The sequence below is a fragment of the Actinomadura sp. 21ATH genome, from assembly GCF_041951345.1.
Lineage (GTDB): Bacteria > Actinomycetota > Actinomycetes > Streptosporangiales > Streptosporangiaceae > Spirillospora.
Window position 1 is genome coordinate 1,101,998 of record NZ_JBGNUR010000001.1, and the last position, 26,190, is coordinate 1,128,187.

General features: G+C 73.7%; 27 protein-coding genes. 13 read left to right on the forward strand and 14 right to left on the reverse strand.

Translation table 11 applies throughout. The features are described 5' to 3' along the window. Positions 1–16: 16 nt before the first annotated feature. Both dhaL and dhaK read right to left on the reverse strand, forming a co-directional pair. Positions 17–664 (reverse strand): dihydroxyacetone kinase subunit DhaL, encoded by a 648-nt coding sequence (gene dhaL, locus ACA361_RS05235; protein WP_375010626.1) that lies wholly within the window; start codon positions 662–664, stop codon positions 17–19. After that, positions 661–1,656 carry a dihydroxyacetone kinase subunit DhaK gene (dhaK, locus tag ACA361_RS05240; RefSeq protein WP_375010627.1) on the reverse strand — a complete coding sequence of 332 codons (996 nt, stop codon included), beginning with the start codon at positions 1,654–1,656 and terminating at the stop codon, positions 661–663. Before dhaK ends, dhaL begins: the two co-directional genes overlap by 4 nt. A 122-nt stretch (positions 1,657–1,778) precedes the next feature. Between dhaK and ACA361_RS05245 the strand changes: the two genes are divergently transcribed. After that, positions 1,779–2,462: a PIG-L deacetylase family protein gene (locus ACA361_RS05245; RefSeq protein ID WP_375010905.1), complete on the forward strand. Its 684-nt coding sequence runs from the start codon at positions 1,779–1,781 to the stop codon at positions 2,460–2,462. Between the two features lie 26 nt (positions 2,463–2,488). Then, the gene (locus ACA361_RS05250; protein WP_375010628.1) at positions 2,489–2,962 is read left to right on the forward strand and encodes an SRPBCC family protein; all 474 of its coding nucleotides are present in this window, start codon (positions 2,489–2,491) and stop codon (positions 2,960–2,962) included. 16 nt (positions 2,963–2,978) lie between these two features. Here ACA361_RS05250 and ACA361_RS05255 read toward each other — a convergent pair whose 3' ends face one another. Then, complete coding sequence (locus ACA361_RS05255; protein WP_375010629.1) at positions 2,979–3,506, reverse strand: AAA family ATPase; 528 nt, start codon at positions 3,504–3,506, stop codon at positions 2,979–2,981. A gap of 110 nt (positions 3,507–3,616) precedes the next feature. Here ACA361_RS05255 and ACA361_RS05260 point away from each other — a divergent pair, with 110 nt between their 5' ends. Continuing rightward, positions 3,617–4,531: a serine hydrolase gene (locus tag ACA361_RS05260; protein WP_375010630.1), complete on the forward strand. Its 915-nt coding sequence runs from the start codon at positions 3,617–3,619 to the stop codon at positions 4,529–4,531. A 3-nt stretch (positions 4,532–4,534) separates the two neighbouring features. On the opposite strand, the gene ACA361_RS05265 is transcribed toward ACA361_RS05260, so the two are convergent. Then, the gene (locus tag ACA361_RS05265) at positions 4,535–5,164 is read right to left on the reverse strand and encodes a LuxR C-terminal-related transcriptional regulator (protein ID WP_375010631.1); all 630 of its coding nucleotides are present in this window, start codon (positions 5,162–5,164) and stop codon (positions 4,535–4,537) included. Positions 5,165–5,276: 112 nt separating this feature from the next. Continuing rightward, positions 5,277–6,443, reverse strand: coding sequence for a PspC domain-containing protein (locus ACA361_RS05270; protein ID WP_375010632.1), 1,167 nt, complete (start codon positions 6,441–6,443; stop codon positions 5,277–5,279). Between the two features lie 131 nt (positions 6,444–6,574). Here ACA361_RS05270 and ACA361_RS05275 point away from each other — a divergent pair, with 131 nt between their 5' ends. The 4 genes from ACA361_RS05275 to ACA361_RS05290 all read left to right on the forward strand — a co-directional run bounded on the left by ACA361_RS05275 (position 6,575) and on the right by ACA361_RS05290 (position 9,701). Beyond that, on the forward strand, positions 6,575–7,867 hold the full coding sequence (locus ACA361_RS05275) for a PspC domain-containing protein (RefSeq protein ID WP_375010633.1): 1,293 nt from the start codon (positions 6,575–6,577) through the stop codon (positions 7,865–7,867). Next, a complete protein-coding gene (locus ACA361_RS05280) occupies positions 7,860–8,114 on the forward strand; it encodes a hypothetical protein (RefSeq protein ID WP_375010634.1) in 255 nt (84 codons plus the stop codon). The genes ACA361_RS05275 and ACA361_RS05280 overlap by 8 nt, the downstream gene beginning before the upstream one ends. 71 nt (positions 8,115–8,185) lie before the next feature. Further along, complete coding sequence (locus tag ACA361_RS05285) at positions 8,186–8,272, forward strand: putative leader peptide (RefSeq protein ID WP_375010906.1); 87 nt, start codon at positions 8,186–8,188, stop codon at positions 8,270–8,272. A 91-nt stretch (positions 8,273–8,363) separates the two neighbouring features. Further along, positions 8,364–9,701 carry a dicarboxylate/amino acid:cation symporter gene (locus tag ACA361_RS05290; RefSeq protein WP_375010635.1) on the forward strand — a complete coding sequence of 446 codons (1,338 nt, stop codon included), beginning with the start codon at positions 8,364–8,366 and terminating at the stop codon, positions 9,699–9,701. On the opposite strand, the gene ACA361_RS05295 is transcribed toward ACA361_RS05290, so the two are convergent. The 6 genes from ACA361_RS05295 to ACA361_RS05320 all read right to left on the reverse strand — a co-directional run bounded on the left by ACA361_RS05295 (position 9,593) and on the right by ACA361_RS05320 (position 15,294). Next, complete coding sequence (locus ACA361_RS05295; protein ID WP_375010636.1) at positions 9,593–10,870, reverse strand: glycerate kinase; 1,278 nt, start codon at positions 10,868–10,870, stop codon at positions 9,593–9,595. The two genes, ACA361_RS05290 and ACA361_RS05295, sit on opposite strands and share 109 nt — an antisense overlap. 11 nt (positions 10,871–10,881) lie before the next feature. Next, a complete protein-coding gene (locus tag ACA361_RS05300; RefSeq protein WP_375010637.1) occupies positions 10,882–12,339 on the reverse strand; it encodes an SLC13 family permease in 1,458 nt (485 codons plus the stop codon). A 104-nt stretch (positions 12,340–12,443) separates the two neighbouring features. Further along, the gene (locus ACA361_RS05305; protein ID WP_375010638.1) at positions 12,444–13,103 is read right to left on the reverse strand and encodes a response regulator transcription factor; all 660 of its coding nucleotides are present in this window, start codon (positions 13,101–13,103) and stop codon (positions 12,444–12,446) included. Next, positions 13,100–14,527, reverse strand: coding sequence for an ATP-binding protein (locus ACA361_RS05310; protein ID WP_375010639.1), 1,428 nt, complete (start codon positions 14,525–14,527; stop codon positions 13,100–13,102). The genes ACA361_RS05305 and ACA361_RS05310 overlap by 4 nt, the downstream gene beginning before the upstream one ends. Beyond that, on the reverse strand, positions 14,517–14,858 hold the full coding sequence (locus ACA361_RS05315; protein WP_375010640.1) for a hypothetical protein: 342 nt from the start codon (positions 14,856–14,858) through the stop codon (positions 14,517–14,519). The genes ACA361_RS05310 and ACA361_RS05315 overlap by 11 nt, the downstream gene beginning before the upstream one ends. Positions 14,859–14,919: 61 nt before the next feature. Next, positions 14,920–15,294, reverse strand: a complete 375-nt coding sequence (locus tag ACA361_RS05320; protein WP_375010641.1) for a cysteine dioxygenase — start codon at positions 15,292–15,294, stop codon at positions 14,920–14,922. A gap of 278 nt (positions 15,295–15,572) precedes the next feature. Here ACA361_RS05320 and ACA361_RS05325 point away from each other — a divergent pair, with 278 nt between their 5' ends. After that, entirely contained in the window at positions 15,573–17,081 is a 1,509-nt protein-coding gene (locus ACA361_RS05325; protein WP_375010642.1) for an alkaline phosphatase D family protein, read from the forward strand. Here the strand turns inward: ACA361_RS05325 and ACA361_RS05330 are convergent. From ACA361_RS05330 to ACA361_RS05340, 3 genes are read right to left on the reverse strand one after another with little or no spacing between them, the layout of a single operon-like run. Further along, positions 17,075–18,622, reverse strand: a complete 1,548-nt coding sequence (locus ACA361_RS05330) for an SMI1/KNR4 family protein (protein WP_375010643.1) — start codon at positions 18,620–18,622, stop codon at positions 17,075–17,077. The genes ACA361_RS05325 and ACA361_RS05330 overlap by 7 nt on opposite strands. A 19-nt stretch (positions 18,623–18,641) precedes the next feature. Further along, positions 18,642–19,289 (reverse strand): GNAT family N-acetyltransferase, encoded by a 648-nt coding sequence (locus ACA361_RS05335; RefSeq protein WP_375010644.1) that lies wholly within the window; start codon positions 19,287–19,289, stop codon positions 18,642–18,644. A gap of 40 nt (positions 19,290–19,329) precedes the next feature. After that, entirely contained in the window at positions 19,330–21,045 is a 1,716-nt protein-coding gene (locus ACA361_RS05340) for a proline--tRNA ligase (RefSeq protein WP_375010645.1), read from the reverse strand. 220 nt (positions 21,046–21,265) lie between these two features. Here ACA361_RS05340 and ACA361_RS05345 point away from each other — a divergent pair, with 220 nt between their 5' ends. The 5 genes from ACA361_RS05345 to ACA361_RS05365 all read left to right on the forward strand — a co-directional run bounded on the left by ACA361_RS05345 (position 21,266) and on the right by ACA361_RS05365 (position 26,156). Beyond that, a complete protein-coding gene (locus tag ACA361_RS05345) occupies positions 21,266–21,421 on the forward strand; it encodes a hypothetical protein (RefSeq protein WP_375010646.1) in 156 nt (51 codons plus the stop codon). Then, positions 21,421–22,134 carry a CHAP domain-containing protein gene (locus tag ACA361_RS05350; RefSeq protein WP_375010647.1) on the forward strand — a complete coding sequence of 238 codons (714 nt, stop codon included), beginning with the start codon at positions 21,421–21,423 and terminating at the stop codon, positions 22,132–22,134. The genes ACA361_RS05345 and ACA361_RS05350 overlap by 1 nt, the downstream gene beginning before the upstream one ends. Before the next feature lie 193 nt (positions 22,135–22,327). Beyond that, positions 22,328–22,819, forward strand: a complete 492-nt coding sequence (locus ACA361_RS05355) for a (2Fe-2S)-binding protein (protein WP_375010648.1) — start codon at positions 22,328–22,330, stop codon at positions 22,817–22,819. Further along, positions 22,816–25,260, forward strand: a complete 2,445-nt coding sequence (locus ACA361_RS05360) for a xanthine dehydrogenase family protein molybdopterin-binding subunit (protein ID WP_375010649.1) — start codon at positions 22,816–22,818, stop codon at positions 25,258–25,260. Before ACA361_RS05355 ends, ACA361_RS05360 begins: the two co-directional genes overlap by 4 nt. Beyond that, positions 25,257–26,156: an FAD binding domain-containing protein gene (locus ACA361_RS05365; RefSeq protein WP_375010650.1), complete on the forward strand. Its 900-nt coding sequence runs from the start codon at positions 25,257–25,259 to the stop codon at positions 26,154–26,156. Before ACA361_RS05360 ends, ACA361_RS05365 begins: the two co-directional genes overlap by 4 nt. Positions 26,157–26,190 lie beyond the last annotated feature (34 nt).

Genomic DNA, 26,190 nt, shown 5'->3' on the forward strand with positions numbered 1-26,190 from the left:
GCTTCGGACGGCTTCCTCAGACGACGTCGGCGAGCGCGCGCAGGATGAGCGCGGTGGACGCGGCGCCCGGGTCCATGTGGCCCGCGCTGCGCGGCCCCAGATAGCTGGCCCGGCCCTTGCGGGCCTGCATGGGCACGGTCTCCTCGGCGCCCTTCTCCGCGGCGCCGGCGGCGGCGCGCACGCAGCCCGCCAGGTCCGTCCCGGCCGCGAGGGCCTCCTCGTACGCGGCGGCGGCGGGGACGAGCGCGTCCACCATCGTCTTGTCGCCGCCGGCGGCCTGGCCGAGTTCCCGTACGCCGTCGAGGGCGGCGCGCAGGCCCTCGCCGAGCAGGGCCGCGTCGACCTCTTCCGCGCCGCCGAACGCCTTGCCCATGCGGCGCAGCGCCGTCCCGTACAGCGGGCCGGACGCGCCGCCGGTCTTGGACACGACGGCGCGGCCCGCCGCGATCAGCGTCTTGCCGGGCGGGGCGTCCGCCGGGAGCGCCGCGACCGCGGCGGCGAGACCGCGGTCGAGGTTGTGGCCGTGGTCGCCGTCGCCGATCGCCGCGTCCAGCCGGGTCAGCCGCTCCGCGGCGGCGGCCACCAGCTCGGCGGCGTGCCGGATCCAGCCGGCCAGGTCCGCCGCGGTCACCGTGCTCGCCGAGCCCTCCGCGTCGCCCGTCATCGGCCCCACCGCAGACCGGGCGTCTCGACCGGCGCGTCCCAGAGGCGGGTCAGGTCGGGGGTCAGGCGGCAGACGGAGATCATGCAGCCGGCCATCTCCAGGCTGGTCACGAACGGCCCGACCAGCGGCCGCACGACGGTGGCGCCGTGGCCGCCGAGCCAGTCGGCGACCGCCGCGTACGCGACGTACTGCTCGATCAGCGGGGTGCCGCCCATGCCGTTCACCAGCACCAGGACCTCGGCGCCCGACAGCGGCATGTCGGCGTCGATCGCGGTGAGCGCGGCGTCCACGACCTCGGCGGCGGGCATCGCCTTGGCGCGCTCGCGGCCCGGCTCGCCGTGGATGCCGATGCCCAGCTCGATCTCGTCCTCGCCCAGCTCGAACGTCGGCTCCCCGGCGGCGGGCACCGTGCAGGGCGACAGCGCGACGCCGAACGACCGGCTGCGCTCGTTCACCTCGCGGGCGACGCCGGCGACCGCGGCCAGGTCCGCGCCGGACTCGGCCAGCGCCCCGGCGATCTTCTCGACGAACAGGGTGGCGCCGGTGCCGCGCCGGCCGGCGGTGAACGTGCTGTCCTCCACCGCGACGTCGTCGTTCACCAGGACCGTCTCGACCTCGATGTCCTCGTCCTCGGCCAGTTCCGCGGCCATCCGGAAGTTCAGGACATCGCCGGTGTAGTTCTTGACGATCATGACCGCCCCGGCGCCGCCGTTCACGGCCGTGGTGGCGGCGAGGATCTGGTCCGGGACGGGGCTGGTGAAGACCTCCCCGGGGGCGGCGGCGTCGAGCATCCCGTACCCGACGAACCCGCCGTGCAGCGGCTCGTGGCCGGAGCCGCCGCCGGAGATCAGCGCGACCTTCCCGGTGCGGGGCGCGTCGGCCCGCACGATCGTCCGGTTCTCCGGGTCGACGCGCAGCGAGGGGTGCGCCGCGGCCATGCCGCGCAGCGCGTCGGCGACGACGTCCGCCGGGGCGTTGATGAGTTTCCGCATGTCTCAGCTCTACCCCGCCCCGGCCCCGGCTCCCAGGCCCAACCGGTGACGGATGCACGGCTTAGGGTGGAAATGTGACACATGTTCTGGACGACAGCGAGGTACGGCGCGTACTGGCCGTGATGGCGCACCCCGACGACGTCGACTTCGGCTCGGCGGGAACGATCGCGGGCTGGACCGACCGGGGCGTCGAGGTGGTGTACCTCATGGTCACCGACGGCGACGCGGGCGGCTTCGACGACGCCGTCACCAGGGCCGAGATGGCCGAGCTGCGCCGCGAGGAGCAGCGCGCCGCGGCCAAGTGCGTCGGCGTGGAGGACGTGCGGTTCCTCGGCCGGCCGGACGGGCTGCTGGAGGCCACGCTCGACCTGCGCCGCGACATCGCGCGCGTCATCCGGCAGGTGCGGCCCGACCGCGTGCTGACGTCCAGCCCGGAACGCAACTACGAGCGGATCTACCCGAGCCACCCCGACCACCGCGCGGTGGGCGCGGCGACGCTCGACGCCGTCTACCCCGACGCCCGCAACCCGTACGCGTTCCCCGAACTGCTGGCCGACGAGGGCCTGGAGGCGTGGACGGCGCGCGAGGTGTGGCTCAGCGGCGGCCCCGCCGTGAACCACTACACCGACGTGACGGACGCGTTCCCGCGCAAGCTGGCGGCGCTGAAGGCGCACGCGAGCCAGACCGCGCACATGGGCGACGGGCTGGAGGAGATGCTGCGCGGCTGGCTGGCCGGCAACGCGCTCGCCGCGGGCTGGCCCGAGGGGCGGCTCGCCGAGAGCTACCAGGTCGTGAACACGGCCTGAGACCGGACCGTACTTCGGGAGTGGGCATGCGGCAGCGGACCGGACCGTACAGCGTGGGCGCCACCGCCACCACGCGCGCCGGCGCGGAGGTGGTCTTCAAGCACCTCGTGGTGGCGGAGGCGTGGAGCGAGTGGGGGACGTTCCCGTCGCGGGCCCGGCGCGAGCGGCCGGGCGACGACGCCCCCAACGGCGTCGGCGCCATCCGGGCCATCCCGCCCGCCCGCGAGCAGGTCGTGGAGTACGACCCGCCCCGCCGCTACGCCTACGTCGCGCTGTCCGGGCTGCCCCTGAAGGAGTACCGGGCGGAGGTCACCCTGGAGCCGCGGGGCTTCGAGACCGTCATCCGCTGGGAGGGCGCGTTCGAGCCGAAGTACCGGGGGACGGGGGCGCTCCTGAGGCTGTTCCTCGACCGGATGCTGACCTCGTTCGCGCGCCGCGTCGCGTACCACTGCGAACGCTGCGAGCCCGGCTGCCCCGCCCGCCTCCCGGACATCCTCTGAGCCGCCCCCCGGGGGGTCACTCGTAGGGGACGGCGCGGGCGAGGATCTCGTCCACGGTCTCCTCCACCGTCTGCCCGGAGGAGTCGAGCCACAGCCCGACGCGCGGCGTCGTCTCGCGCAGGATCCGGTCGAGGTCCTCGACGCTGAACGCGCCGTACGCCCGCTTGTCCCGCCCCGCCTCGCGCTTCGCGACGGCCTCCGGGCCCGGCGCCAGGACGACGACGTACAGCGGCCGCGTGCGGATGCGCCCGATCGTCCAGGGCAGCCACTCCCCCAGCAGCACGTCCTGCAGAACGGCCGTGAACCCGGCCTCGGCGTAGGAGTCGGCGACCTCGGCGGCCAGGCGGTGCCGGAGCCGCAGCTGCTCCAGGGCCTCCTGGCTCGGCTCCGGGCCCATCTCGGCGCGCCCGCCGACGACGAACCGGCGGAAGGCGTCGCCCCGCACGTGCGCGGACCTCGGCAGCCGTTCGGCGAGCGCCTGCGCCACCGTCGACTTGCCGGCCGCCTGCACCCCGGTGACCAGGTAGACCGCGTTCTGGGACATGGGCCCACGGTGCCACATCCGCCCCACGCATCGAGCGCCTTCTCCGGGGTAGGGCGCCATCAAGATCGTTGGGCGGCGGTGCCGCCGGTCGCATGAATCGGGGGATGTCGATGCGACGCACGGTACTGGCCTGCGCTCTCGCGCTGGCCGCCACGGGGACGGCGACGGGGGTGGCGGTCACCCAGTGGCCGCGATGGACCGCGATGGGCCCGCAGCAGGCCCGGAACGCGCAGCCGGCCGCGCGCGAGCAGGCCGTGCCGCCCGCGCCGCCGCCCGGCGGCCCGCGGCGGTTCGACCGCACGACCCTGACCAGGGTCGTGAAGTCCTACCTCGCCGGGAGGCCCGGCCGCGCCGGCGTGATGGTGTCCGACCTGAGCACGGACACGTCGTTCGGATACGGCGAGCACGGCAGGTTCGTGACCGCGAGCATCATGAAGGTCGACATCCTCGCGAGCCTCCTCCTCCAGCGGCAGCGCGAGAAGCGCGGCCTCTCCGCGGGCGAGCGCGCGATCGCCGCCGAGATGATCCGGCTGAGCGACAACAGGGCCGCCCAGACCCTCTACTCCGCCGCCGGGAACGGCGCGGGCGTCGCCCGTTCCAACAAGCGGCTCGGCCTGCGGGAGACCACCCCGTACCCGGGCGTCTGGGGCGCCTCCAAGACGACCCCGGCCGACCAGGTACGGCTGATGAACGCCCTGGTCAGCCCGCGCAGCCCGCTGTCGGCGGCCAACCGCCGGCACGTCCTGGACCTGATGGGCTCGGTCGACGGCGAGCAGCGCTGGGGCATCAGCGCCGCCGCCCGCCCCGGCGAACGGGTCGCGATCAAGAACGGCTGGGTCCCGCTGCGCCTCCAGGGCACCGGCTGGGCCGTGAACAGCGTCGGCCGCATCACCGCCCGCGGCCACGACTTCCTCGTGGCCGTGTGCACGCAGGGCCACCCGTCCATGGAGAGCGGCGTCGAGACGGTCGAGCACGTCGCCGACCTCGCCGTCTCCGCCCTCCGCCGGGTCGCTCCCGCGGACTGACCGTCAGACGAGGCGGCGGGCGGCGGCCCACCGGGACAGCTCGTGCCGGTTGGACAGCTGGAGCTTGCGCAGCACGCTCGACACGTGCGTCTCGACCGTCTTGACGGAGATGAACAGCTCCTTGGCGATCTCCTTGTACGCGTAGCCGCGCGCGATCAGGCGCAGCACCTCGCGCTCGCGCTGGGTGAGCTGGTCCAGCTCCGGATCGACGGCCGGGACGTCGGAGGCGGCGAAGGCGTCCAGCACGAAGCCGGCCAGCCGCGGCGAGAAGACCGCGTCGCCCTCGGCCACCCGGGCGATGGCGTCGGTCAGCTCGGGACCGGAGATCGTCTTGGTGACGTAGCCGCGGGCGCCGCCCCGGACGACGCCGATCACGTCCTCGGCGGCGTCGGACACCGACAGGGCCAGGAACCGGGACGGGACGCTGCCGTGCAGCCGCCGCAGGACCTCGATGCCGCCGCCGCCCGGCAGGTGCACGTCCAGCAGGACGACGTCGGGCTTCCGCGCGCGGATGACCTCGACCGCCTCGTCCACGTCGCCCGCCTCGCCGAGGATCTCGATCCCGTCCCCCAGCTCGGCCTTCACCCCGGTCCGGAACATCTGATGGTCGTCCACGAGAACGACGGTGTTCATGGCCTCGCCTCCGCTCGGCGGCTCACGGCCGCCTCACGCGACCGCTTCCCTCGTCGCTCCGGTCGCAGGCTCCCTGCGCTCCTCAGTCCAGCGGCCGCGCGGCCGTTCGCGCTCACTTCCTCATCTCCAGCCTCACCTCGGTGCCCTCGCCGGGGGCGGTGCGGACCTGGGCGGTGCCGCCGTTGCGTTCCATACGTCCGATGATGGACCCCCGCACGCCCATCCTGTCCTCCGGGATCTGCTCCAGGTCGAACCCCTTGCCGCGGTCGCGGACGAAGATGGCGACGTCGGCGCCCTCGACCTCGGCGTAGACGGACACCGACGGGGCCTCCGCGTACTTGGCGGCGTTCACCATGGCCTCGCGGGCGGCCTGGAGGCCGGCGTTGAGGCGCTCGTCCAGGTCGGTGTCGCCGACGCAGACCACCTCGATCGGCACGCCGTGGTCGTCCTCGACCTCGCCGGCGATCTCCCGGATGGCGGCGGCGAACGTCCGGTCCGGGTCGGCCTTGGGCTGGTAGAGCCAGGTCCGCAGGGTGCGCTCCTGGGAACGGGCCAGCCGCTGCACCTCGCGGGGGTCGTGCGCGTTCCGCTGGATCAGCGTGAGGGTGTGCAGGACGGAGTCGTGGACGTGCGCGGCGAGCTCGGCGCGTTCCTGGGAGCGGATGCGCTCGTGCCGTTCGGCGTCCAGGTCCTGCCACATGCGGACCACCCACGGCGTGACGATCACCGTGATGCCGGTGAGGATGATCAGCATCGCGATCAGGACGGACCGCGCCTGCGCCACCTCGACCTGCTGCACCAGGAAGCCGCCGATGCCGCCGGCGACCAGGAGCACGCCCAGGAGGCTGCGCAGCCACATCTGGCGGAGCGGGACCACCCAGCGCTGCCGCTGTTCCCGGTCGGCCTGCTGCCAAAGAATCGAGGCGCCGATCCCGCCGGCGACGAACGGCCACAGCGCCGCCTGCGCGAACCCCGCGCCCCACGTCAGCGCGGACAGCCCGGCGGCCACGGCCGTGTAGGCGAGCAGCTGCCCCCAGTCGCGGGCGGCGCGGGACGGCCACCGGCCGTCGTCCGGGCGCAGCGGCACCAGCACCCAGAGCGCGATGTACGCGGCGACGCCGAGCCCGCTGGCCAGCGTGAGCAGCACGAACGCGGCGCGGACGAGGAACGCGTCCACGCCCAGGTGCCCGGCCAGGCCGCGGCACACGCCGGCCAGCAGCCGGCCGTCGGAGCGCCGTTCGAGCCGGGCCGCGTTCTCGTTCACCGCGATGTCCCCCACGCCGTCGATCGTCACACGCCCCGCGCGCGGGCGCATCAGGGCCCGCCCCTGAACGGCCGCCGGTTTCCTCAGGGTCGGCTCAGGGACCTCCCGGATACCGCGCGCGGGAGGGAGGCGGAACGATGGTGGCCATGGCGGACGACGACAGGGCACCGCACGCCCCGGAGGCACCGCGGGCGCCGTCGCGGCTGGCCCGGGACACCGAGGGCCGGATCCTGGGCGGGGTGTGCACCGGCCTGGGGCGGCACACCGGCATCGACCCGGTGGTGTACCGGGTCGCGTTCGCGATCCTGGTGTTCGCGCACGGCCAGGGGATCATGCTGTACATGGCGGCGGCGCTGTTCATGCCCGCCGCACCGGGCCGCGCGGCGCTCGCCGAGCGGCTGTTCCGGCGCCGGTTCGACGCCGCCGGAGTCCTGTCGATCCTGGGCGCGCTGCTGTGCGCGGCGGTCGCGTTCAGCCTGCTCGGCACGGGGCTCCTCGGCGCCGGGGTGTCGACCGACACCGTCGCGGTGCTGACCGTCTTCGGGCTGGTGATGCTGGCGGCGCACGGCCGGGGCGTGGATCTCGCGGCGGCGGCCCGCGCGTTCCCGGAACGGCTCCAGGGCCATCCGCCCGTACCGGAAGACGAGGCCGAGGGGAAGCCGATGGCCGTCTCGTTCGAGAAGCGGGCCCACCAGCGGGCCCCGGGCGGCGACCTGCCCGAGGGCATGATCGACCTGGCCCGGTTCAGCGGTCCGCGGGCCGCGGCGCCGCCCGCGGCGAACGCGGAGCCGGCGGGCGCGACGGCGGCGGTGGAGCGCTGCCGGGGCGGCCACTCGCCGCTCACGTCGGTGACGCTGCTGGCCGCGCTGGCGGCGGGCGCGGCGGTCTTCCCGGCGGCGCGGGCCCACGAGGGCCCGCAGGCCGCGATGATCGTGTCGGCGACCGCGCTGGCGGTGGTCGGGGGCGGGCTGCTGCTGGGCGGCTGGTTCCGGTCCCGCGGGCTGGCGGTGATGGGGACGGTGCTGACCTGCGCGCTGCTGACGTCGTCGGTGGCCGCGGAGGCGCCGCCGGGGGCGCGGTACGGCGAGGTCGAGTGGCGGCCCGTGGACGCGTCCGCCGCGCAGGACTACAAGATGGCGGCGGGCAGCGGCCGGCTCGACCTGACCGCGCTGCCGCTGCGGCCGGGGCAGCGGGTGGCGGTGAACGCCGAGGTCTGGTTCGGGGAGCTGGACGTGACGCTGCCGAAGGCCGCCCGGATCGAGGTCGACGCCAGGGTCGGGCTGGGCGATCTGGACCTGCCCGGCCGCCGGAAGATCGGCGGCCCGAACGCCAGGAGCACCGAGGTGCTGGAGCCCGAGGGGCCGCGCGCGGAGAACCCGCCGGTGATCGTCCTGCGGATCCGCAGCCGGTTCGGCGATGTGCAGGTGACCCGTGGCTAGGGACGCGGAACAGGCGGAGAAGGCGGGAGAGGCGGGAGAGGCGCGGAAGGCCGTGAAGAAGGCCCGGCGGTTCGACCCGGGGGCCGTGGTGACCGGGCTGTTCTTCCTGGCGGTGGCGGGCGTGTTCCTGGCCGGCGCGCTGTCGGACGATCCGGTCGCGGGGCCGGAGATCCTCGGCCCGGTGCTGCTGGCCGGGCTGGGGCTGGTGGGGATCGTCCGGGTCCTCACCCGGTCGCGGCGGCACTGACCGCGCCGTAGTGGGCCAGATCACTCCATTTCCGGGAACAGCGTGATCGGACGTCGCGGTTGATACTCCCCGTGAGGTTCGCGGAGAAGACCGTCCTGCTCGTGGCCAGGCTGCACATCGATCTGTGCCGCCTCGCCAGCGTGCTCTGTCACGCCTGACGAGCCCTCGACTTCCCTCTGTCTCTCTCGCTCTTTCCATCGCTCCGTGCCGGCGGCCGGGCGATGCCTCATGTTCCTGGAGATCCGTGCTGTGAGTCTTCGTGTCTGGAAGTGGCAGTTCTGGCAGCAGATCGTGCTGGCCCTCGTCCTCGGCGTCGCCGCCGGGGCACTGATCAACAACCTCGGTGACGGCGAGAAGATCGCCGAGAGCTGGCTGGACCCGTTCGGCGGCGTCTACACCAGCCTGCTGCGGGTGATCGTCGTACCGCTGGTGCTGGCCGCGATCGTGGTCAGCGTCGGGCGGCTGCGGAACGTCGGCAGCGTGGCCCGGCTGACCGCCAAGACGCTCGGCTGGTTCGTGATCACCTCGGCGATCGCCACCGCGATCGGGCTCGCGGTGGGCCTGGTCGTCCGGCCGGGCGCCGGCCTCGGCACGCTCGCCGGCGAGGCCACCGAGACCGAGGAGGTGACCTGGACGCAGATCCTGGACAACCTCTTCCCGTCCAACATCGTCGAGGCGATGTCGGAGGGCAACATCCTCGGGCTGGTCACGTTCGCCGTCCTGCTGGGTGCGGCGCTGGTCGCGGTCGGCGAGCGCGGCGAGCGGCTGACCGCGCTGTTCGACGACCTGTACGTCGTCATGCAGAAGATCGTCTGGTGGGTCGTGCGGCTCACCCCGATCGGCTCGTTCTTCCTGATCGCGTCCGTGGTCGCCACGTACGGCCCCAGCTCGCTGGCGCCGCTGGCCAAGTTCACCGGCGCGATCTACCTGGCGGTCGCGATCATGCTGTTCGTCGGGTACCCGGTGCTGCTGCGGGTGTTCGGCCGCGTCTCGCCGCTGAAGTTCTTCCGCAACACCTGGCCGGCGCTCCAGTTCGGCTTCGTGTCGTCCTCGTCGCTGGCCACGCTGCCGATCGCGCAGAAGGTGCAGATCGAGCGGAACGGCGTGCAGCCCGAGTACGCGAGCTTCGCGCAGCCGCTCGGCGCCACGATCAAGTTCGACGGCTGCGGCGCGATCTACCCGGCGGTCGCCGCGATCTTCGTGGCGCAGTACATGGGCATCTCGCTGGGCCTGACCGACTACCTGCTGATCGCGCTGGCCGCGGTGATCGGGCAGCTCGGCACCGGCGGCACCCCCGGCCCGGCGCTGGTGGCGCTCACGCTGACGCTGACCACCGTGGGCCTGCCGCTCCAGGCGGTCGGCTACCTGATCGCGATCGACAAGGTCATCGACATGGCCCGGACGGCGCTCAACGTGGCCGGCCAGCTGACCGTCCCGGTGCTGGTCGCCCGGTCCGAGGGGCTCCTGGACGAGCGCGTCTACAACGCCGCCCCGGCCGAGCTGACCTCGGAGGCCGCGCCGGCCCCCGCCGGCACCGACGCGGACACCGGTGCCGCCCGCAAGACGCCGGAGCCCGCCGCCGTCTGATCGAGGACGGCCCGGTCGAGGGCGGCGCCGAGCAGCACCATCCGCAGCGCCCGCTCGGCGCCGTCCGCGAGGAACTCCTCGCCCCGGGACATGGCCTCCGCGAGGTCCACCGGGGCGGGGAGGATCCCCGCGAACGCGTCGATGCCGCTGCCGTAGACGAGATGGGCGTCCCGGCCGATCGTCCCGGCCAGCGCGAGCACCGGCTTCCCGTACCGCTTGGCCCGCCGCGCCACCTCCGACGGGATCTTGCCCCGCGAGGTCTGCCGGTCGATCGCCCCCTCCGCGGTGATCACCAGGTCGGCGCGGGCGAGCAGCCCGTCCAGGTCCACGTGCGCCAGCAGGACCTCGAACCGCGGCAGCAGCCGCGCCCCCACCGCCGCCAGCCCCGCGCCGAGCCCGCCCGACGCGCCCGTTCCGGGGCCGGTACGGACGTCGAGCCCGGCGGGCACGCGGAGGTCGCGTTCCAGGACGTCCGCCCAGCGGGCCAGCGCCCGGTCGAGGGCGTCCACCTGGTCCGGCGCCGCGCCCTTCTGCGGCCCGTAGACGCGTGCCACGCCCTCCGGCCCGCACAGGACGTTGCACGGGTTGCAGGCGACGAGCAGTTCCGTACGCCACAGCCTGGGGTCGAGACCGGACGGGTCGATCCGGTCCAGCCCGGCGAGCGCGGCCCCTCCCGGCGGGAGGTCGTTCCCGTGCGCGTCGAGCAGGCGGGCGCCCAGCGCGCGCAGCGCCCCGGCACCGCCGTCGGACGTCCCCGAGTCGCCGCAGCCGACCAGGATCCGCTCGGCGCCCGCGTCCAGCGCCGCCGCGATCAGCTCTCCGACCCCGGCCGTCGTCGTGCGGCCGGGGTCCCGCTCGTCCCGCGGCACGAGCCGCAGCCCGGCCGTGGCGGCCATCTCGACCACCGCCGTGCGCGGCCCCGGCCCGCCCATGATCGCGAAGTGCGAGCCGACCGGCCGCCCGGCCGGCCCGGTGGTGACGGCCGGGACGATCCGCCCGCCGGTGGTCCGGGCCAGCGCCGCCGCCGAGCCCTCGCCGCCGTCGACCAGCGGCAGCGGGTCGATCACGGCGTCCGGGACGACCCGCCGCGCGCCGCGCGCGATCCCGGCCGCGACCTGCTCGGCGCTCAGCGACTCCTTGAACCCGCTGGGGGCGATGACGATGCGCATGGTGATCTCCTTCAGACGGGCAGGCCGAGCAGCGGCCAGACGTGGAGCGCGAACGCGAGGACGAGCGCGACCGTGAGCGGTGCCAGCACCGCCGAGACGCGGAGCAGGTCGCGCGAGGTGTAGGTGGCGACGCCCTCGACCTGGTGGAAGAGCGCGACGGGCTTGGCCGAGGACGGGAGCGTGAGGCAGAACCCGGCCGCGGCGGTGGAGGCGAACGCGGCGGCGGCCGGCGACACCCCGGCCGCGGCCGCGGCGGCGATCACCAGCGGCACCAGCACGCTGGACCGCGCCGACCGGGACTGGAGCACGAGGTGGGCGAGCGCGCTCACGACCACGACGGTGCCGATGAACAGCCACGCGGGCGTCTCCCGGCCGCCGGAGCCGCCCCCGCCGAACAGGCCGCCGGCGATCCAGGCGGCGGCGCCGGACGCCGTCAGCGCGGTCCCCATGGCCATCGTCGCGGCCATGAACAGCAGCATCGACCACGGGACGGTCTTGAGGGAGTCGCCCATCCGGACCGTTCCAAGCCAGGGCGAGCAGCTGACGATGGCGCCGACCAGCGCGACCACCGCGGGCGGCACGCCGTGCAGCGGCTCGCTGCACCACAGCACGACCACCACGCCGAGCAGCGCCGCCGAGCGCTGCTGGTGCTCGGTGAGCGGGCCGGTCACCCGCGTCCCGGCGGCCTCCCCGATGTCCTCGGCGCGGATCTCGACCGGCGTGCGGCGGTCCTCGCGGGTCGTCGTCATCAGCAGCACCGCCTCGGCGGCCAGATGGGACGACGCCAGCGCCAGCGGCGTGCCCAGCAGCAGCCACTGCACGAACCCGATCCGGTCGCCGGTGGCCTGCGCCAGCATCTCAGCCGTGATCAGGTGCGCGCCGGCGCCGATCAGCGTCGCCACCGCCGACAGCAGGATCACCGCCGGGAAGATCAGCGCCAGTGCCAGCACGACCCGGCGCCGCTCCCGCAGCGCGCCCGCCAGCGCCAGGAAGACCGGCAGCGCCAGCGCGGCCCGTCCCGACGTCGCCGGGATCGCGAACGCGCTGGCGACCAGCGCCGCCGCCGTCAGGTGCGCCAGCTGCCGCACGGTCCGCGCCCCCGACACGAAGAACGCCGCCGCGCGGGTGGCCAGGCCCGTCCGCGAGATCCCCGCCGCCAGCACGAACGCGCAGATCAGCAGCCAGATCGTCGGCTCGCCGAGGCTGCCGAACAGCACGTCGGCCTCCAGCGCCCCGACCGTGATCAGGACCAGCCCGGCGGCCAGCGCCACGAACGTGTCGTCCACCGGCGTGAACATCCACATCAGCGTCGCCACCGCGAACACCGCCAGCGTGATCCGCCCGGTCATGCCGAGGCCGCCGGCCCCCAGCAGGATCCCCGCGCACACCGCGGCGGCCGCCGCCGCGACCAGCGCGTACCGGATCACGGCCCCGGTCGGCACCGCCGCCGTCACCGCCGTCGTCTGCACCGCTTCCCCGCCTCCCTCGGACGATCGATGTGTCGATCATCCGAAGCGGCGGTGAGCCCCCCATGAACCGCACATGAAGCCGCCTTCATCTGCGAACCCGCAGGTCAGGGCAGGCGGTAGCCCATCCCCCGCACGGTCTCCACGCAGCCGTCGCCGAGCTTCTTGCGCAGCTGCCGCACGTACACGTCCACGATGTTGGAGCCGGGGTCGAAGTCGTACCCCCACACGTGCGACAGGATCTGCTCGCGCGACAGCACCTGCCCCGGATGCCGCAGGAACAGCTCCAGCAGGACGAACTCGCGCGCCGTCAGGTCGACCGTGCGGTCCCCGGACCGCGCCCGCCGCGTCCGCAGGTCCAGCGTCAGCCCGCCCGACCGCAGCAGCGTCACCTCCGGCGCCCGGGACGGCCCGCGCAGCCGCAGCCGCACCCGCGCCAGCAGCTCCTCGAACCGGAACGGCTTGGTCATCCAGTCGTCCGCGCCGCCCTCCAGCCCCGCCACGGTGTCCTGGACGGAGTCGCGCGCCGTCAGCACGATCACCGGTGTCATCACCCGCGCCTCGCGCAGCGCCCGCAGCACCGTGAACCCGTCCCGGCCCGGCAGCCCGATGTCCAGCAGGATCAGGTCGAAGCCCAGGCCGCCGGCGTACGAGAGCGCGACGTCGCCGTCCTCGGCCACCGTCGTGCTGAACCCGTTCGCCCGCAGGCCCTTCTCGATGAACGTCGCGATGCGGTGCTCGTCCTCGACGATGAGGATCCTGTTCACGGCTGCTGCCCCTTCCCCCGGCCCGCCCTCGGCAGGTCGAGCTCGAACGTCGCGCCCTGCCCGTACTCACCGCCGAGCCGGACCGTGCCGCCGTGCCCGGCCGCGATCGCGGTGACGATCGCCAGCCCGAGCCCGGCCCCGGTCCGCGGCCGGCGCCCGGCCGCGCCGCCGTGCGCGAACCGGTCGAAGATCCGTTCCCGGTCCTCGGGCCGCACGCCCGGCCCCGAGTCGGCCACCCAGAACCGCGCCCGCTCGTCGTCCAGCGCCGACCCGACCCGGACGGTGTCGCCCGGCCCGGTGTGCTGGACGGCGTTGTGCGCGAGCTGCACGACGGCCTGCGTGACGCGCTGCGGGTCCACCCGCGCCTCGCCCTCGCCGATGCCGTCCAGCACCCACTCGCGATCCCCCAGCGCCCGCACCTTGGCGTAGATGTCGCTGGTCAGCTCCGTCACCGGGACCCACTGGAGCTGGACGAAGTCGGGCCGCTCGGCCTTGGCGAGCAGCAGCAGGTCCTCGACGATCCGGCTCATCCGGTCCAGCTCGTCGCTGACCAGCCGCATCGTCTCCTCGCGCTCGGCCGGATCGTCCCCCATCAGCTCCAGATGGCCGCGGACGATCGTGATCGGCGTCCGCAGCTCGTGCCCGGCGTCGTCCACGAACCGCCGCTGCGTCGCGAACGCCCGGTCCAGCCGGTCCAGCATCGCGTTGAACGTCGCGGCCAGCTCCCCCACGTCGTCGCGCTGCTGGACCGGGATGCGGCGTGCCAGGTCCTGCTCGGTGATCTCGGCGGCGGTCCGGCGGACGAGCCGTACCGGGGCCAGGATCCGCCCGGACACGATCCAGCCGATCCCGGCGCCGCCCAGCAGGGCCAGCGCCGACACGCCGCCCATCACGCGCACCATCTGGTCCACCTCGGCGAAGTCCCGTTCGATGAAGTAGGCGATCACGAAGGTCGCGGGCCGCGCCCCGGCCGTCTCGATCTTGGCCCAGCGGATCTCCCCCGCCGGGCTCGGCGTGCGGCCGGACGGGCCGGGCGCGGCCAGGATCCGGCGCATCGCCGCGGCGTCGTCCTGGAGGTCGTACGGGCCCTCCCGGTCCTGCCGGATGATCCGCCCGTCCGCCATCACGCCCAGCAGCAGCTCGTCGTCGTCGGCGTGCTGGCGGCGCAGATGCGTGTAGAGGAGCCGGCCCGGATCGTCGAACTTGCGTCCGGTGTCCGGATCGAGCCCCTCGCTCGCGAACTGCTCGAACTCGCGCGCCTCCTGCTCCAGCAGCTGCACGCTGTCGTTCTCCACCTCGGCGATCAGGATCGCCCGCACGGCGAGCGCCACCGACCCCATCGCCACCGCCATCACGACGATCAGCCACAGCAGGATGCGCAGCCGCGCCGAGACGACCGGGCGCCGCGGCCGGTCAGCCGTCATCCGCGTCGTCGTCCCGCTCGTTCCGGTCGTCCGCGTCATCGTCGTAGACGGGCGGCGGCGCGGGGACGAGCGACGGCGACTGCGACGGGGACGGCGAGGGCGACGGGGAGCCGCTCGTGCCCGGCGAGCGCGGCGGCAGCCCCGTCGACGGCGACCCGGTCACCGGCGGCCCGGTGGACGGCCCCGCCGGCGTGGTGCTCTCGCCGACCTGGACGCGGTCGGGGACCTTCGGCTCGGCGGGCGAGTCCGACAGTGCCTGGCTGATCCCGGCGATGCCCAGCGGGACCGCCACGATGGCGCCGATGATCGCGATGCGCTGAACGATGCTCATGGCGCCGAGCCTGGCCCCTCCGGGCGAACCCCCGATGAGCCCACCATGAGGATTTCTTCATCTACGCCAGGGTGGCATGCAGGGTGATCGCGTAGGCGGGGCCGGGATTGGTCAGCTCGTGCGTGCGGCCGCCGCCGTGGACCCGCACCCGGTTCGTCCGCAGCGGCCGCTCGGTGACGCCCGCCCCGGTGATCTTCACCTCGGCCAGCTCGCCGGCGATGACCGTGCTGACCTCGGTGCCGGTGTGGACGTGCACGTCGGTCCGGTGGCCGGGCGGCCAGGTGGTCAGCCACAGGCGGACGCCGTCCACCTCGTCCAGCGGGACCCGTACCGGGCCCTCCTCGAACCGCGCCCGGTGCCACCACTCGCCGGGACGCGCGCTCAGGGCATGGATGCGCTCGGCCAGCTGGCCTACCGTGGGTGGACGCCGGACCATCGTGCGGCCATGGGGATCGTCCTGGCCACGCATCGTGAGATCGGGAACCATATGAGAAAGCCTTCGTGTACGGCCGGATCGGGAAGAGTTCGGGATCAACGACACGAAGGACACAGCGCGCTGGCCACGCGGCGCAGAGCCACGGGGCACACACAGAATCGCGCTGACATGCCGACTAGCAGACCCTGGTCACGCAGCGTTGTCAAGTCGATCAGCGGAACGTCCCCGGATGTCCGGTGTTCACCGCCCGTCCACCGCCCCGCGGGAGCATGCCGCCCATGCAGCCGATGAATCGCCGCACCGTCCTGCTCGGCGGCCTCGCGGCCGGAGCGACCCTCCCCCTGGGCGCCCCCGCGCTCGCCCGTACCCGCCCGCGCCTCACCCACGGCGTCCAGAGCGGCGACGTCACCGCCCGCGAGGCCGTCGTCTGGGCCCGCGCCGACCGCCCGTCCCGGATGGTCGTGGAGGTCGCCCGCCGCCCCGACTTCCGCGGCGCCCGCCGGATCCGGGGCCCGTATCTCACGCCCGGCACGGACCTCACCGGCAAGACGCTCCTGCGCGGCCTCCCCGCCGGCGAAGAGATCCACTACCGCGTCACCCTCTCCGACGGCCGCGCCGGCTCCGCCCCCGTGACCGGCCGCCTCCGCACCGCGCCCGGCCACCGCACCGGCATCGGCTTCGTCTGGTCGGGCGACCTCGCCGGCCAGGGCTGGGGCATCAACCCCGAACTCGGCGGCTACCGCATCTTCCGCTCCATGGCCGCCCTCGACCCCGACTTCTTCCTGTGCAGCGGCGACCTCGTCTACGCCGACAACCCGCTCACCGGGACGGTCGCCCTCCCCGACGGCCGCACCTGGCGCAACCTCGTCACCCCGGAGAAGACCAAGGTCGCCGAGACCCTCGCCGAATACCGCGGCCAGTTCCGCTACAACCTGCACGACGAGAACCTCCGCGCGTTCAACGCCCGCGTCCCGATGATCTACCAGTGGGACGACCACGAGGTCACCAACAACTGGTACCCCGGCGAGATCCTGGACCTCCCGCAATACACCGAGAAAAGGGTCGACGTCCTCGCCGCCCGCGCCCGCCGCGCCATGTTCGAATACACGCCGATCCGCGGCGAGAGCGTCTACCGGAAACTCTCGTACGGGCCCCTCATGGACGTCTTCGTCCTCGACATGCGCACCCACAAGGACCCCAACGGCGCCAACGACTCCGCCGCTCAGGACGAGGGCGTCCTGGGCGCCCGCCAGCTCGCCTGGCTCAAGCGGGAGCTCCGCCGCTCCAGGGCCACCTGGAAGGTCATCGCCGCCGACCTCCCCCTCGGCCTCATCGTCCCCGACGGCACCGCTTTCGAAGGCATCGCCCAAGGCGACGGCGGCGCCCCCCTCGGCCGCGAACGCGAGATCGCCGACCTCCTCTCGTACGCGAAAAGGCACGAGGTCCGCAACATGGTGTGGCTGACGGCCGACGTCCACTACACCGCGGCCCACTACTACGACCCGGCGAAGGCCGCGTTCAAGGACTTCGACCCGTTCTGGGAATTCGTCACCGGCCCCCTGAACGCCGGCGCCTTCGGCCCGAACAAGCTCGAATCCACGTTCGGCCCCCAGCTGCGATTCCAGCAGGCGCCGCCGCGCGCCAACACGTCCCCGGCCGAGGGCTACCAGTTCTTCGGCGAAGCGAGAATCGACGCCGAATCCGCCGCTTTCACCGTCAACCTCCGCGACATCGACGGCAAGACCCTCTACACGAAGACGCTGACCCCGGTTCCCGGACGTCAGTAGGCGGGTGCGACGGTGCCGGTGCAGCGGTGGGGCGGGAAGCCGCGGACGGTCGTCCAGGCGGTGCCGAGGGGCCATTCGCGTTCGGGGGGCCCGGGGTGGACGCCGACCGCCGTGAACGGCGGGAGGTCGTCCCGGTGGCACAGCTCGTCCCACTGGGCCCGGGTGACCTCCAGGTAGCGGAGGCCGGGGAGGTCGGCGATCACGGAGAGGTCGGTGACCGGCGCGGCCGCGACGTCCAGGGCCCACAGGTGGGGGACGGTGCGCAGCGGCGCCAGGTCCACCGGGGAGCCCGAGGTGATCGACAGGGAGCGCAGGGCGGCGTGGCCGGCCAGCGGCGCCGGGTCGACGGACGCGAAGTCCAGAGCCAGGAACTCGACCGGGAGGGCGCTCAGCGGGGCCAGGTCCGGCCCGCCCGGCCCCGAGAGGTCGGCGGACCGCAGGGTGGGCACGGCGGCGAGGAACGCGAGGTCCTCGGCACCGGCCGTCCTGAACTTCTGCCCCTGGAACGGGACCTCCAGGTCCCTGCCGTCCACGTGGAAGACGCGCTCCTCCTCCGGCTCGTACCAGGCCGGGAGATCCGCCTCGATGAAGAGGTCGTCGTCGTGGTTCGTGTAGGAACCGCGTTCGAGGGCCTCCACCAGGCGGCGCAGGTACGTGGTCACCGAGTCGGCGATATGACGCGGAGCCTCCGTGTAGTCGGTGCCGATCGCGATGACCTGCCCGGGACGGCCGGCGGGTCCGGGGTCCATGTCCACGGCGAGCCAGTTGCCGCCGGTGTCGTGCGCGAAGCGGATCCAGCCGGGACGCAGGACGGAACGGCGGACCGCGCCCGCGGGGACCGTGTCGAGTACGGGGCACCGCTGGGGCTCGTGCTCCCAGTCCAGCGATATGTCGACCCACTCGTCGTCCTCGTCGCCCAGCTCGCCGGTGGGGATCCACGGGTGGCGGTCGAACACCGGGGTCGTGAGGGTGTCGTCGCCGTCGGCGAGGAGGTAGAGGGCGCGCAGGTCGGCGGGGAGGGCGAAGCCGAGGCCCTCCTCCACGTCGTCGAGGGCCTCGGCGGTGGCGGGAGGCGGCAGCGCCTCGTCGCCGCCGAAGATCTCCGCGCGGCGCCGCATGAGCTCCCGGAAGAGGCGGACGGCCTCCTCCGGGTCCCCGGCCGGCGCGGCGGAGGCGGGAGCGTCCTGCTCGTCCCCGCGGTCGGGCGGGTACGGGTGGTCCTCGTCGCGGACGTACAGGAGGGGCTCGCCGCGTTCGCCGTCCCCGGCGGGCTCGCCCACGGTCGCCTCGAAGCGGCCGGTGGGATCCACGGTGAGCCGGAGCAGCACCGGGCCACGGCTCACCAGCCGGCAGATCTCGACGGCGTCCTCCACCACGCCGAGATCGACTCGATGGGTTCGGCCGTCCGCGAGCGTGTACGCGGGCTCGGCGCGGTCCGTTCCGTCACCGTGCACGGTCCAGAGCAGGCGCGCGCCCGTCCAGCCCTCGGGTGCGGCGGCGGCGACGCGGGCCGCGATGTCGGTCAGTACGGGGGAGCTCATGCCGGAGCAACCTAGTTGATCACTCTGACAGGCCGAGGAGGGAACGGCAGGGATCGAGGCCCTCGACGGTGACGGGGACCGTGCGGTGGCGTTCCCAGTCGGCGCGGGACAGCCGCAGCCGCCGGCCGATGACCAGGGTGTCGCGGACGACGTGGCGTTCGACGCCGTTCGGGCGGTAGCCCAGCTTGCGGGACACGGCGAGGGACGCGTGGTTGTCCTCGAACGCGCTGGTGACGGCCTCCTCGGCGCCCAGCCCGGCGAAGGCCAGGTGCAGGACCGCGGCGCGCATCTCGGTGCCGATCCCCCGGCCCTGGTGGCGGCGGCCGAGCCAGGAGCCGGTGGCGATCTCGCCCCTGATCGCCAGGTCGCGGGCGCCGACCGTCTGCATCCCGACGGGGACGCCGCCGTGGAGGACGGCGAGGTTGAACTCCCACTCGTGCGGCTGGAGGGCGCCCAGCTGCCGCCAGTGGTGCTGGACGAGGCCGCGCGCCAGCTCGGCGGGCGGCGCGTCCGTCCACGGGATCAGGAACGGCATCACCTCGGGCGGATGGACGCCTTCGACCGCCAGATCCGCCAGCGCCGCGAGCTCCTCCGGGGACGGCAGCCGCAGTTCGAGGCGCGGTGTCGCCAGCCGCAGTCCGGCGAGCGGGAAGTGATCGACGAGCATCTCCCCATCCTGACCGCCGTCCCGCCGGGATTCATCCGGTTTACGGCGCCAGCAGCCCGCGGACGTGAGCGGCGGCCTCGGCGATCGGGACGGTCTCGGTCGCTCCGGTCGCGCGGGCGGTGACCTCCACCGTCCCGGCGGCGACGCCGCGCCCGCCGACCGTCACGCGGTACGGGATCCCGATCAGCTCGACGTCCTTGAACTTCGCGCCGGGCCGCTCGTCGCGGTCGTCCAGGACCACGTCGGCGCCCTCGGCCAGCAGCGTCCCGTAGAGGGACTCCGCCGCCGAACGGACCTCGTCGTCGTTCACGTTCAGCAGCACGACCGCCACCTCGAACGGCGCCACCGAGACCGGCCAGACGATCCCCGCGTCATCGTGGGACGCCTCGACGACGGCGGCCATCGCGCGCTCCACGCCGATCCCGTAGCTGCCCATGACCGGCAGGATGTCGTCCCCGCCGGGCCCGAGGACGGTGACGCCGAGCGCCTCGGTGTACTTGGTCCCCAGCTTGAAGATGTGCCCGACCTCCACGCAGCGGACGGCCTCCAGCGGCGCCCCGCACTCGGGGCACGGCTCGCCGGCGGCGACCTCGCGCAGGTCGGCCCAGCGGACCGCCGCGATGTCGCGTCCGACGTCGACGCCGCGCACGTGGAAGCCGTCGGCGTTCGCGCCCGTCACCATGTCGCGGCGGCCGCGCAGCGCCTCGTCCGCGATCACGGGCAGCCCGGTCACGCCCACCGCGCCGAGGCTGCCGGGGCGCGCGCCGAGCGCCGCCACGATCTCGTCCTCGCGCGCCGGGCGCGGCGCGGCGGCCCCGGTCGCGTCGGCGAGCTTCTGCTCCGCCAGCGCGTGGTCGCCGCGCATCAGCACCAGCGTGAGCGCGCCGTCCAGGACGTGCACGAGCGTCTTGATCTGCCGGTCGGCGGGCACCCCGTACCGGACGGCGAGGTCCTCGATCGTCCGGACGCCCGGCGTGCCGAAGCGCTCCGGCTCCGGCGGGCCCGGCCCGTCCTCCACCGGCGCGAGCCGCGACGTCGCCTTCTCCACGTTCGCCGCGTAGTCGCCGTCCGGGCAGCGGACCACCACGTCCTCCCCGGCGTCCGAGGGGCACATGAACTCGACCGAGTCGCCGCCGCCCATGCTGCCGCTGGACGCCCGCACCGGGATCGCGGGGACGCCGAGCCGCGCGAAGATCCGCCGGTACGCCTCGTGGTGCAGGTCGAAGGCCCGGTCGAGCCCCGCGGCGTCGAGGTCGAAGCTGTAGGAGTCCTTCATGGTGAACTCGCGGACCCGGATGAGGCCCGACTTGGGGCGCGGCTCGTCCCGGAACTTGGTCTGGAACTGGTACCAGATCTGCGGCAGCCGCCGGTACGACCCGAACTCCTGCGCCAGCGTCGCGAAGATCTCCTCGTGCGTCATGCCCAGCGCGATCTCGGCGCCCCGGCGGTCCTGGAGGCGGAACATCTCCTCGCCCATGACGTCCCACCGCCCCGACCGCCGCCAGATCTCGGCGGGATGCATCGCGGGCAGCAGGACCTCCTGCGCCCCGATCCGGCCCATCTCCTCCCGGATCACCGCGATGACCTTCGCCCGCACCCGTACCGCCAGGGGCAGCAGCGAGTAGTGCCCGGCCATCAGCTGCCGGACGAACCCGGCCCTGACCAGCAGCCGGTGGCTCGCGGCGTCCGCGTCGGCGGGATCCTCCCGGAACGTCGGCGTGTACAACCGGGACCAGCGCATACGGGGCGACCTCACGTCTCTTCGGCGACAGGCGACGCATTCTAGGCCCGGCGCCCCCGCGAACCGGAACCTGTTTCCGTGGCCGCGCCGCGCCCCGAGGAACCGCACGGCAGGGCCTGCCCGCCTTCCGGACCCGGACGGAGCGTTGACATTCTTTAACTCACCGTGATTGAACTCCGGGTAGTCGTTTGCCTACGCTATGTCTCGACATGGCAGGTCGACCCCCGGAGGCGCCGTGATCTTCAAGAAGCCCGAGCAGCCGAAGGAACTGGACGAGGTGGACGTCCACCCCGACGTCCACCGGGCCACCGAGGAGGACGAGGAGCAGGTCCTCAGGGAGCTGTACGGCGACCCCGACGAGAACGGCTTCTACCTCGGGGAGGGCGCCTGATGGGTTCGGCGAAGGGGATGCTGCGGGAGGCCCGCAAGTCGCTGGGGACGTCGGGCCGCCCCAACAAGATCACCAAGGCGTACGCCAAGAAGCACGGCGACGAGTTCCTGAAGGCGCCTTGGTGCAACATGGCGATCACCGTCTGGGCCCACAAGTCCGACAACGCGGACGCGGTACTGCCGGGCGGGGACCGGGCGTACACGGTGGCGCACGCGCAGGACTTCAAGAAGGCCGACCGCTGGTACAAGGGCACCACCGCGAACACCAACCGGGCCAAGCCGGGCTGGATCGTGTTCTTCGACTGGGGCAGCACCAACTCCATCGGCGCGATCGACCACGTGGGGGTGGTCGAGAAGGCGCTCGGCGGCGGGCGGGTGCAGACGATCGAGGGCAACACCAAGGACGCCTGCAAGCGCAGGGTGCGTTCATCGAGCGTCATCGCGGGATTCGGGCGGCCCGCGTACGGGTCGTCGAACTGGACGGAGGACATCGTGGACAAGCTGCCGACGCTGCGCAAGGGCGCGGAGGGCGAGCACGTGCAGACGCTGCGGGCGCTGCTGATGGCGCGCAGCCATCCGGAGATCGACGGCGTGGACGGGCCGTTCGACACGAAGGTCGAGCTGGCCGTGCGCGCGCTGCAACTGTGGGGCAAGGTCGAGGCAGACGGGGTCGTGGGACCGAAGACCTGGCCCGTCCTGCTCCGCGTGCATTAACGCGGAACGCGCGGGCCGCCCAAAAAGGGCACGTCGGGGGCTAGTACGGGATTCAACCGCGTCGTAGGTTCGTAGGGTCGTCCGCCCTCCCCGCCGGAGGTGGCCCCGATGCCGTGGCCCGGCCAGCGCGCTCCGCCCCCAGGGACGTCTCTCCCTGCCTGCCCCACCCCTGAGACGTCCCTGGGAGAAACGAATGCCCCGAATCAGTGTCGAGGTCGACGGCGTGACGTACGAGGACGACGTCGAACCGCGCCTCCTGCTCGTCCATTACCTGCGTGACCGGCTGGGGAAGGTCGGCACCCCGATCGGCTGCGACACCACCAACTGCGGCGCCTGCACCGTCCTGGTCGACGGGTTGAGCGTGAAGAGCTGCGCCATGCTGGCCGTCCAGGCGGACGGCCGGCAGATCACCACGGTCGAGGGACTCGGTCTCGACGGGGAACGGCACCCGATGCAGCGCGCGTTCCACGAGGCGCACGCGCTGCAGTGCGGCTACTGCACCCCGGGGATGATCATGGCCTCGATCGACCTGCTGCGCGAGAACGCCGACCCCTCGGACGAGGAGATCCGGGAGGGGCTCGAAGGCAACCTGTGCCGGTGCACCGGCTACCAGAACATCGTCCGGGCCGTACGGGACGCGGCCACCGAGATGCGGCGGCGGCCGGAGCGGGAGGTGGCGCCGTGACCGAGGTCGGCGCGCCGCGCAGGCGGTCGGAGGACGACCGGCTCGTCACCGGGCGGACGAGGTGGACCGACAACATCCAGCCGCAGGGCGCGCTGCACGTTGCGTTCCTGCGCAGCCCGCACGCGCACGCGCGGATCGAGAGCGTGGACGTGACCGAGGCGCGGCGCCGTCCCGGGGTGGTGGCCGTGCTGACGGGCGCGGACTTCGCGGGCGAGCAGGGCAGCCTGCCGTGTGCGTGGCCCGTCACCGAGGACATCAGGATTCCCGACCATCCGCCGATGGCGGTGGAGGAGGTCCGGTACGCCGGGGAGCCGGTGGCGTGCGTGGTGGCCCGCGACCGGTACGCGGCCGTCGACGCCCTCGAAGAGATCGACGTGGACTACGCGCCGCTGCCCGCGGTCGTCGACATGGAACGGGCCGTCCAGGGCGACGGCGGGCTCGTCCACGAGTCGCTGGGCACCAACGAGAGCTTCACGTGGGTGTTCGAGAACGGCGACATGGACGCGGCCATGCGGGACGCGCCGGTCGTCATCGAGCGGCGCTACGTGCAGCAGCGGCTCATCCCGACGGCGATGGAGCCGCGCGCGGTGCTGTGCGTCCCGGAGGGCGACGACTTCACGCTGTACTCGGCGACGCAGATCCCGCACATCCTGCGGCTGATGCTCGCGGTCGTCACGGAGATCCCCGAGCACCGCATCCGGGTGGTGGCGCCGGACGTGGGGGGCGGGTTCGGCTCCAAGCTGCAGGTGTACGGCGAGGAGGTGCTGTGCCTGCTGCTGGCGCGGCGGCTGGGCCGTCCCGTGAAGTGGACGGAGTCGCGCAGCGAAGGGAACATGACCACCCATCACGGGCGCGACCAGATCCAGCGGCTGACGCTGGCGGCCGAGCGCGACGGGCGCATCCGCGGGCTCAAGGTCGACCTGCTGGCCGACATGGGCGCGTACCTGATGCTGGTCACGCCCGGGATCCCGATCCTGGGCGCGTTCATGTTCAACGGCATCTACAAGATGGACGCCTACTCGTTCACCTGCCGGGGGATCTTCACGACGAAGACGCCGACGGACGCGTACCGGGGCGCCGGGCGGCCGGAGGCGACGTACGCGATCGAGCGGCTGATGGACGAGCTGGCCGTCGAGCTGGACCTGGACCCGATCGAGGTGCGGCGGCGCAACTGGATCCGGCACGAGGAGTTCCCGTACGAGACGATCGCGGGCCTGACGTACGACTCGGGCAACTACGAGGCGGCGACGGACAGGGCGCTGGCGCTGTTCGAGTACGACAAGCTGCGCGCCGAGCAGGCCGACCGGCGGGAGCGGAACGACCCGGTGCAGCTGGGCATCGGGACGTCGACGTTCACCGAGATGTGCGGGCTGGCGCCGTCGCGGGTGCTGGGCTCGCTGTCGTACGGCGCGGGCGGCTGGGAGCACGCGTCGGTGCGGGTGCTGCCGTCGGGCAAGGTCGAGGTCGTCACGGGTTCGTCACCGCACGGGCAGGGCCATGAGACGGCGTGGGCGCAGATCGCGGCCGACCGGCTCGGGGTGCCGTTCGAGGACGTGAAGGTCCTGCACGGCGACACGGCCGTGTCACCGAAGGGCATGGACACGTACGGGTCGCGGTCGCTGGCCGTGGGCGGTGTCGCGCTCTACAACGCGTGCGACAAGGTCGTCGACAAGGCGCGGCGGCTGGCGGCGCACCTGCTGGAGGCGGGCGAGCAGGACCTGGAGTTCAGCGGCGGCCGGTTCAGCGTGCGCGGCGTCGCCGAGGAGGGCCGCACCCTCCAGGAGGTCGTGACGGCGGCGTTCGCGGCGCACGACCTGCCGGACGGGATGGAGCCGTCGGTGGACGCGGACGCTACGTTCGACCCGGAGAACTTCTCGTTCCCGCACGGCACGCACCTGTGCGCGGCGGAGGTCGACACCGAGACCGGCATGGTGCGGCTGCGCTCGTACGTGGCGGTCGACGACGTCGGCAAGGTCGTCAACCCGCTGATCGTCGAGGGCCAGGTGCACGGCGGGCTCGCGCAGGGCATCGCGCAGGCGCTGTACGAGGAGGCCGTGTACGACGCGGAGGGCAACCTGACGACGACCACGATGGCCGACTACCTGGTGCCGTCGGCGGCCGACCTGCCGGAGTTCACCACCGACCGCACCGAGACGCCGGCGACGTCCAACCCGCTCGGGGTGAAGGGCGTCGGCGAGGCCGGGACGATCGCGTCCACGCCCGCCGTGGTCAACGCGGTCGTCGACGCGCTCCGCCCGTACGGCGTCGACGACGTGCCGATGCCGTGCTCGCCCGAACGCGTCTGGCGCACCCTCCGCGAAGCGCAAGGCAGATCGGCGGGCGGCGGAAGCGGCGTGCAGCCGGGCGCCGGCGGCGGTCTCGGATCCGCATCTCCCCCGGCCGACCGACCCCGACCGACCTCCCGGGGAGGCGCACAGTGATCCCCGCGCAGTTCGAGTACGTGCGCCCGTCCTCGCTCGACGAGGCCGTGGCGGCGCTGGCGGAGGCGGGCGAGGACGCCAAGGTGCTGGCGGGCGGGCAGAGCCTGATGCCGCTGCTGCGGCTGCGGCTCGCCTACCCCGACGCGCTCGTCGACCTCGACCGGGTCGACGCGCTCCGCGAGATCCGGGACGAGGGCGACGCGCTCGTCATCGGCGCGATGGCCACGCACCACCAGGTCTTCCGCGACCCGCTGGTGAACGAGCACGCGCCGCTGATCGTGGAGGCGACGGCGACGGTCGCCGACCCGGCCGTACGGCACCGCGGCACGTTCGGCGGCTCGATGGCGCACGCCGATCCGGCCGCCGACCTGCCGGCGGTCGCGACGGCGCTGGACGCGGTGTTCCTGGCGCGGTCGGTGCGCGGCGAGCGCGCCATCCCCGCGGCGGAGTTCTTCGTGGACTGGATGACCTCGGCGCTGGAGCCGGACGAGCTGCTCACCGGCGTCCGGGTGCCCAAGCTCGGGCCGGGCTGGGGCGTCCACTACGAGAAGTTCCGCCGGACCGCCCAGGCGTGGTCCATCATCGGCGTGGCGTGCGCGCTGCGCCGCGACGACGGAGCGGTCGCCGAGGCCAGGATCGGGCTGACCAACATGGGCCCGGTACCGGTACGGGCGGCCGCGGCCGAGGAAGCGATCCGGGGCCGGCCGGCCTCGGCGGAGGCGTTCCGCGCGGCGGCCGACACGGCCGCCGAGGGAACGGCGCCGCCGGCCGACCTGCACGGATCCGCGGAGTACCGCGAGCACCTGGCCCGGGTGCTCACGGCGCGGGCGATGGCCGCCGCGGCGGCCGTCCCCCGCGAGGGGGCCGTCTGGCGGCGGGGCGGACGACGGTCGTAGGGTCACGGACAAGCCCCCGGATGAGAAGGACCGA

What these genes read in the sequence shown, in the direction of transcription:
- dhaL (WP_375010626.1), bottom strand. Translation starts at nt 664, where the DNA reads ATGACGGGCGACGCGGAGGGCTCGGCGAGCACGGTGACCGCGGCGGAC.
- dhaK (WP_375010627.1), bottom strand. Translation starts at nt 1,656, where the DNA reads ATGCGGAAACTCATCAACGCCCCGGCGGACGTCGTCGCCGACGCGCTG.
- ACA361_RS05245 (WP_375010905.1), top strand. Translation starts at nt 1,779, where the DNA reads ATGGCGCACCCCGACGACGTCGACTTCGGCTCGGCGGGAACGATCGCG.
- ACA361_RS05250 (WP_375010628.1), top strand. Translation starts at nt 2,489, where the DNA reads ATGCGGCAGCGGACCGGACCGTACAGCGTGGGCGCCACCGCCACCACG.
- ACA361_RS05255 (WP_375010629.1), bottom strand. Translation starts at nt 3,506, where the DNA reads ATGTCCCAGAACGCGGTCTACCTGGTCACCGGGGTGCAGGCGGCCGGC.
- ACA361_RS05260 (WP_375010630.1), top strand. Translation starts at nt 3,617, where the DNA reads ATGCGACGCACGGTACTGGCCTGCGCTCTCGCGCTGGCCGCCACGGGG.
- ACA361_RS05265 (WP_375010631.1), bottom strand. Translation starts at nt 5,164, where the DNA reads ATGAACACCGTCGTTCTCGTGGACGACCATCAGATGTTCCGGACCGGG.
- ACA361_RS05275 (WP_375010633.1), top strand. Translation starts at nt 6,575, where the DNA reads ATGGCGGACGACGACAGGGCACCGCACGCCCCGGAGGCACCGCGGGCG.
- ACA361_RS05295 (WP_375010636.1), bottom strand. Translation starts at nt 10,870, where the DNA reads ATGCGCATCGTCATCGCCCCCAGCGGGTTCAAGGAGTCGCTGAGCGCC.
- ACA361_RS05310 (WP_375010639.1), bottom strand. Translation starts at nt 14,527, where the DNA reads ATGACGGCTGACCGGCCGCGGCGCCCGGTCGTCTCGGCGCGGCTGCGC.
- ACA361_RS05315 (WP_375010640.1), bottom strand. Translation starts at nt 14,858, where the DNA reads ATGAGCATCGTTCAGCGCATCGCGATCATCGGCGCCATCGTGGCGGTC.
- ACA361_RS05320 (WP_375010641.1), bottom strand. Translation starts at nt 15,294, where the DNA reads ATGGTCCGGCGTCCACCCACGGTAGGCCAGCTGGCCGAGCGCATCCAT.
- ACA361_RS05325 (WP_375010642.1), top strand. Translation starts at nt 15,573, where the DNA reads ATGCAGCCGATGAATCGCCGCACCGTCCTGCTCGGCGGCCTCGCGGCC.
- ACA361_RS05330 (WP_375010643.1), bottom strand. Translation starts at nt 18,622, where the DNA reads ATGAGCTCCCCCGTACTGACCGACATCGCGGCCCGCGTCGCCGCCGCC.
- ACA361_RS05335 (WP_375010644.1), bottom strand. Translation starts at nt 19,289, where the DNA reads ATGCTCGTCGATCACTTCCCGCTCGCCGGACTGCGGCTGGCGACACCG.
- ACA361_RS05350 (WP_375010647.1), top strand. Translation starts at nt 21,421, where the DNA reads ATGGGTTCGGCGAAGGGGATGCTGCGGGAGGCCCGCAAGTCGCTGGGG.
- ACA361_RS05355 (WP_375010648.1), top strand. Translation starts at nt 22,328, where the DNA reads ATGCCCCGAATCAGTGTCGAGGTCGACGGCGTGACGTACGAGGACGAC.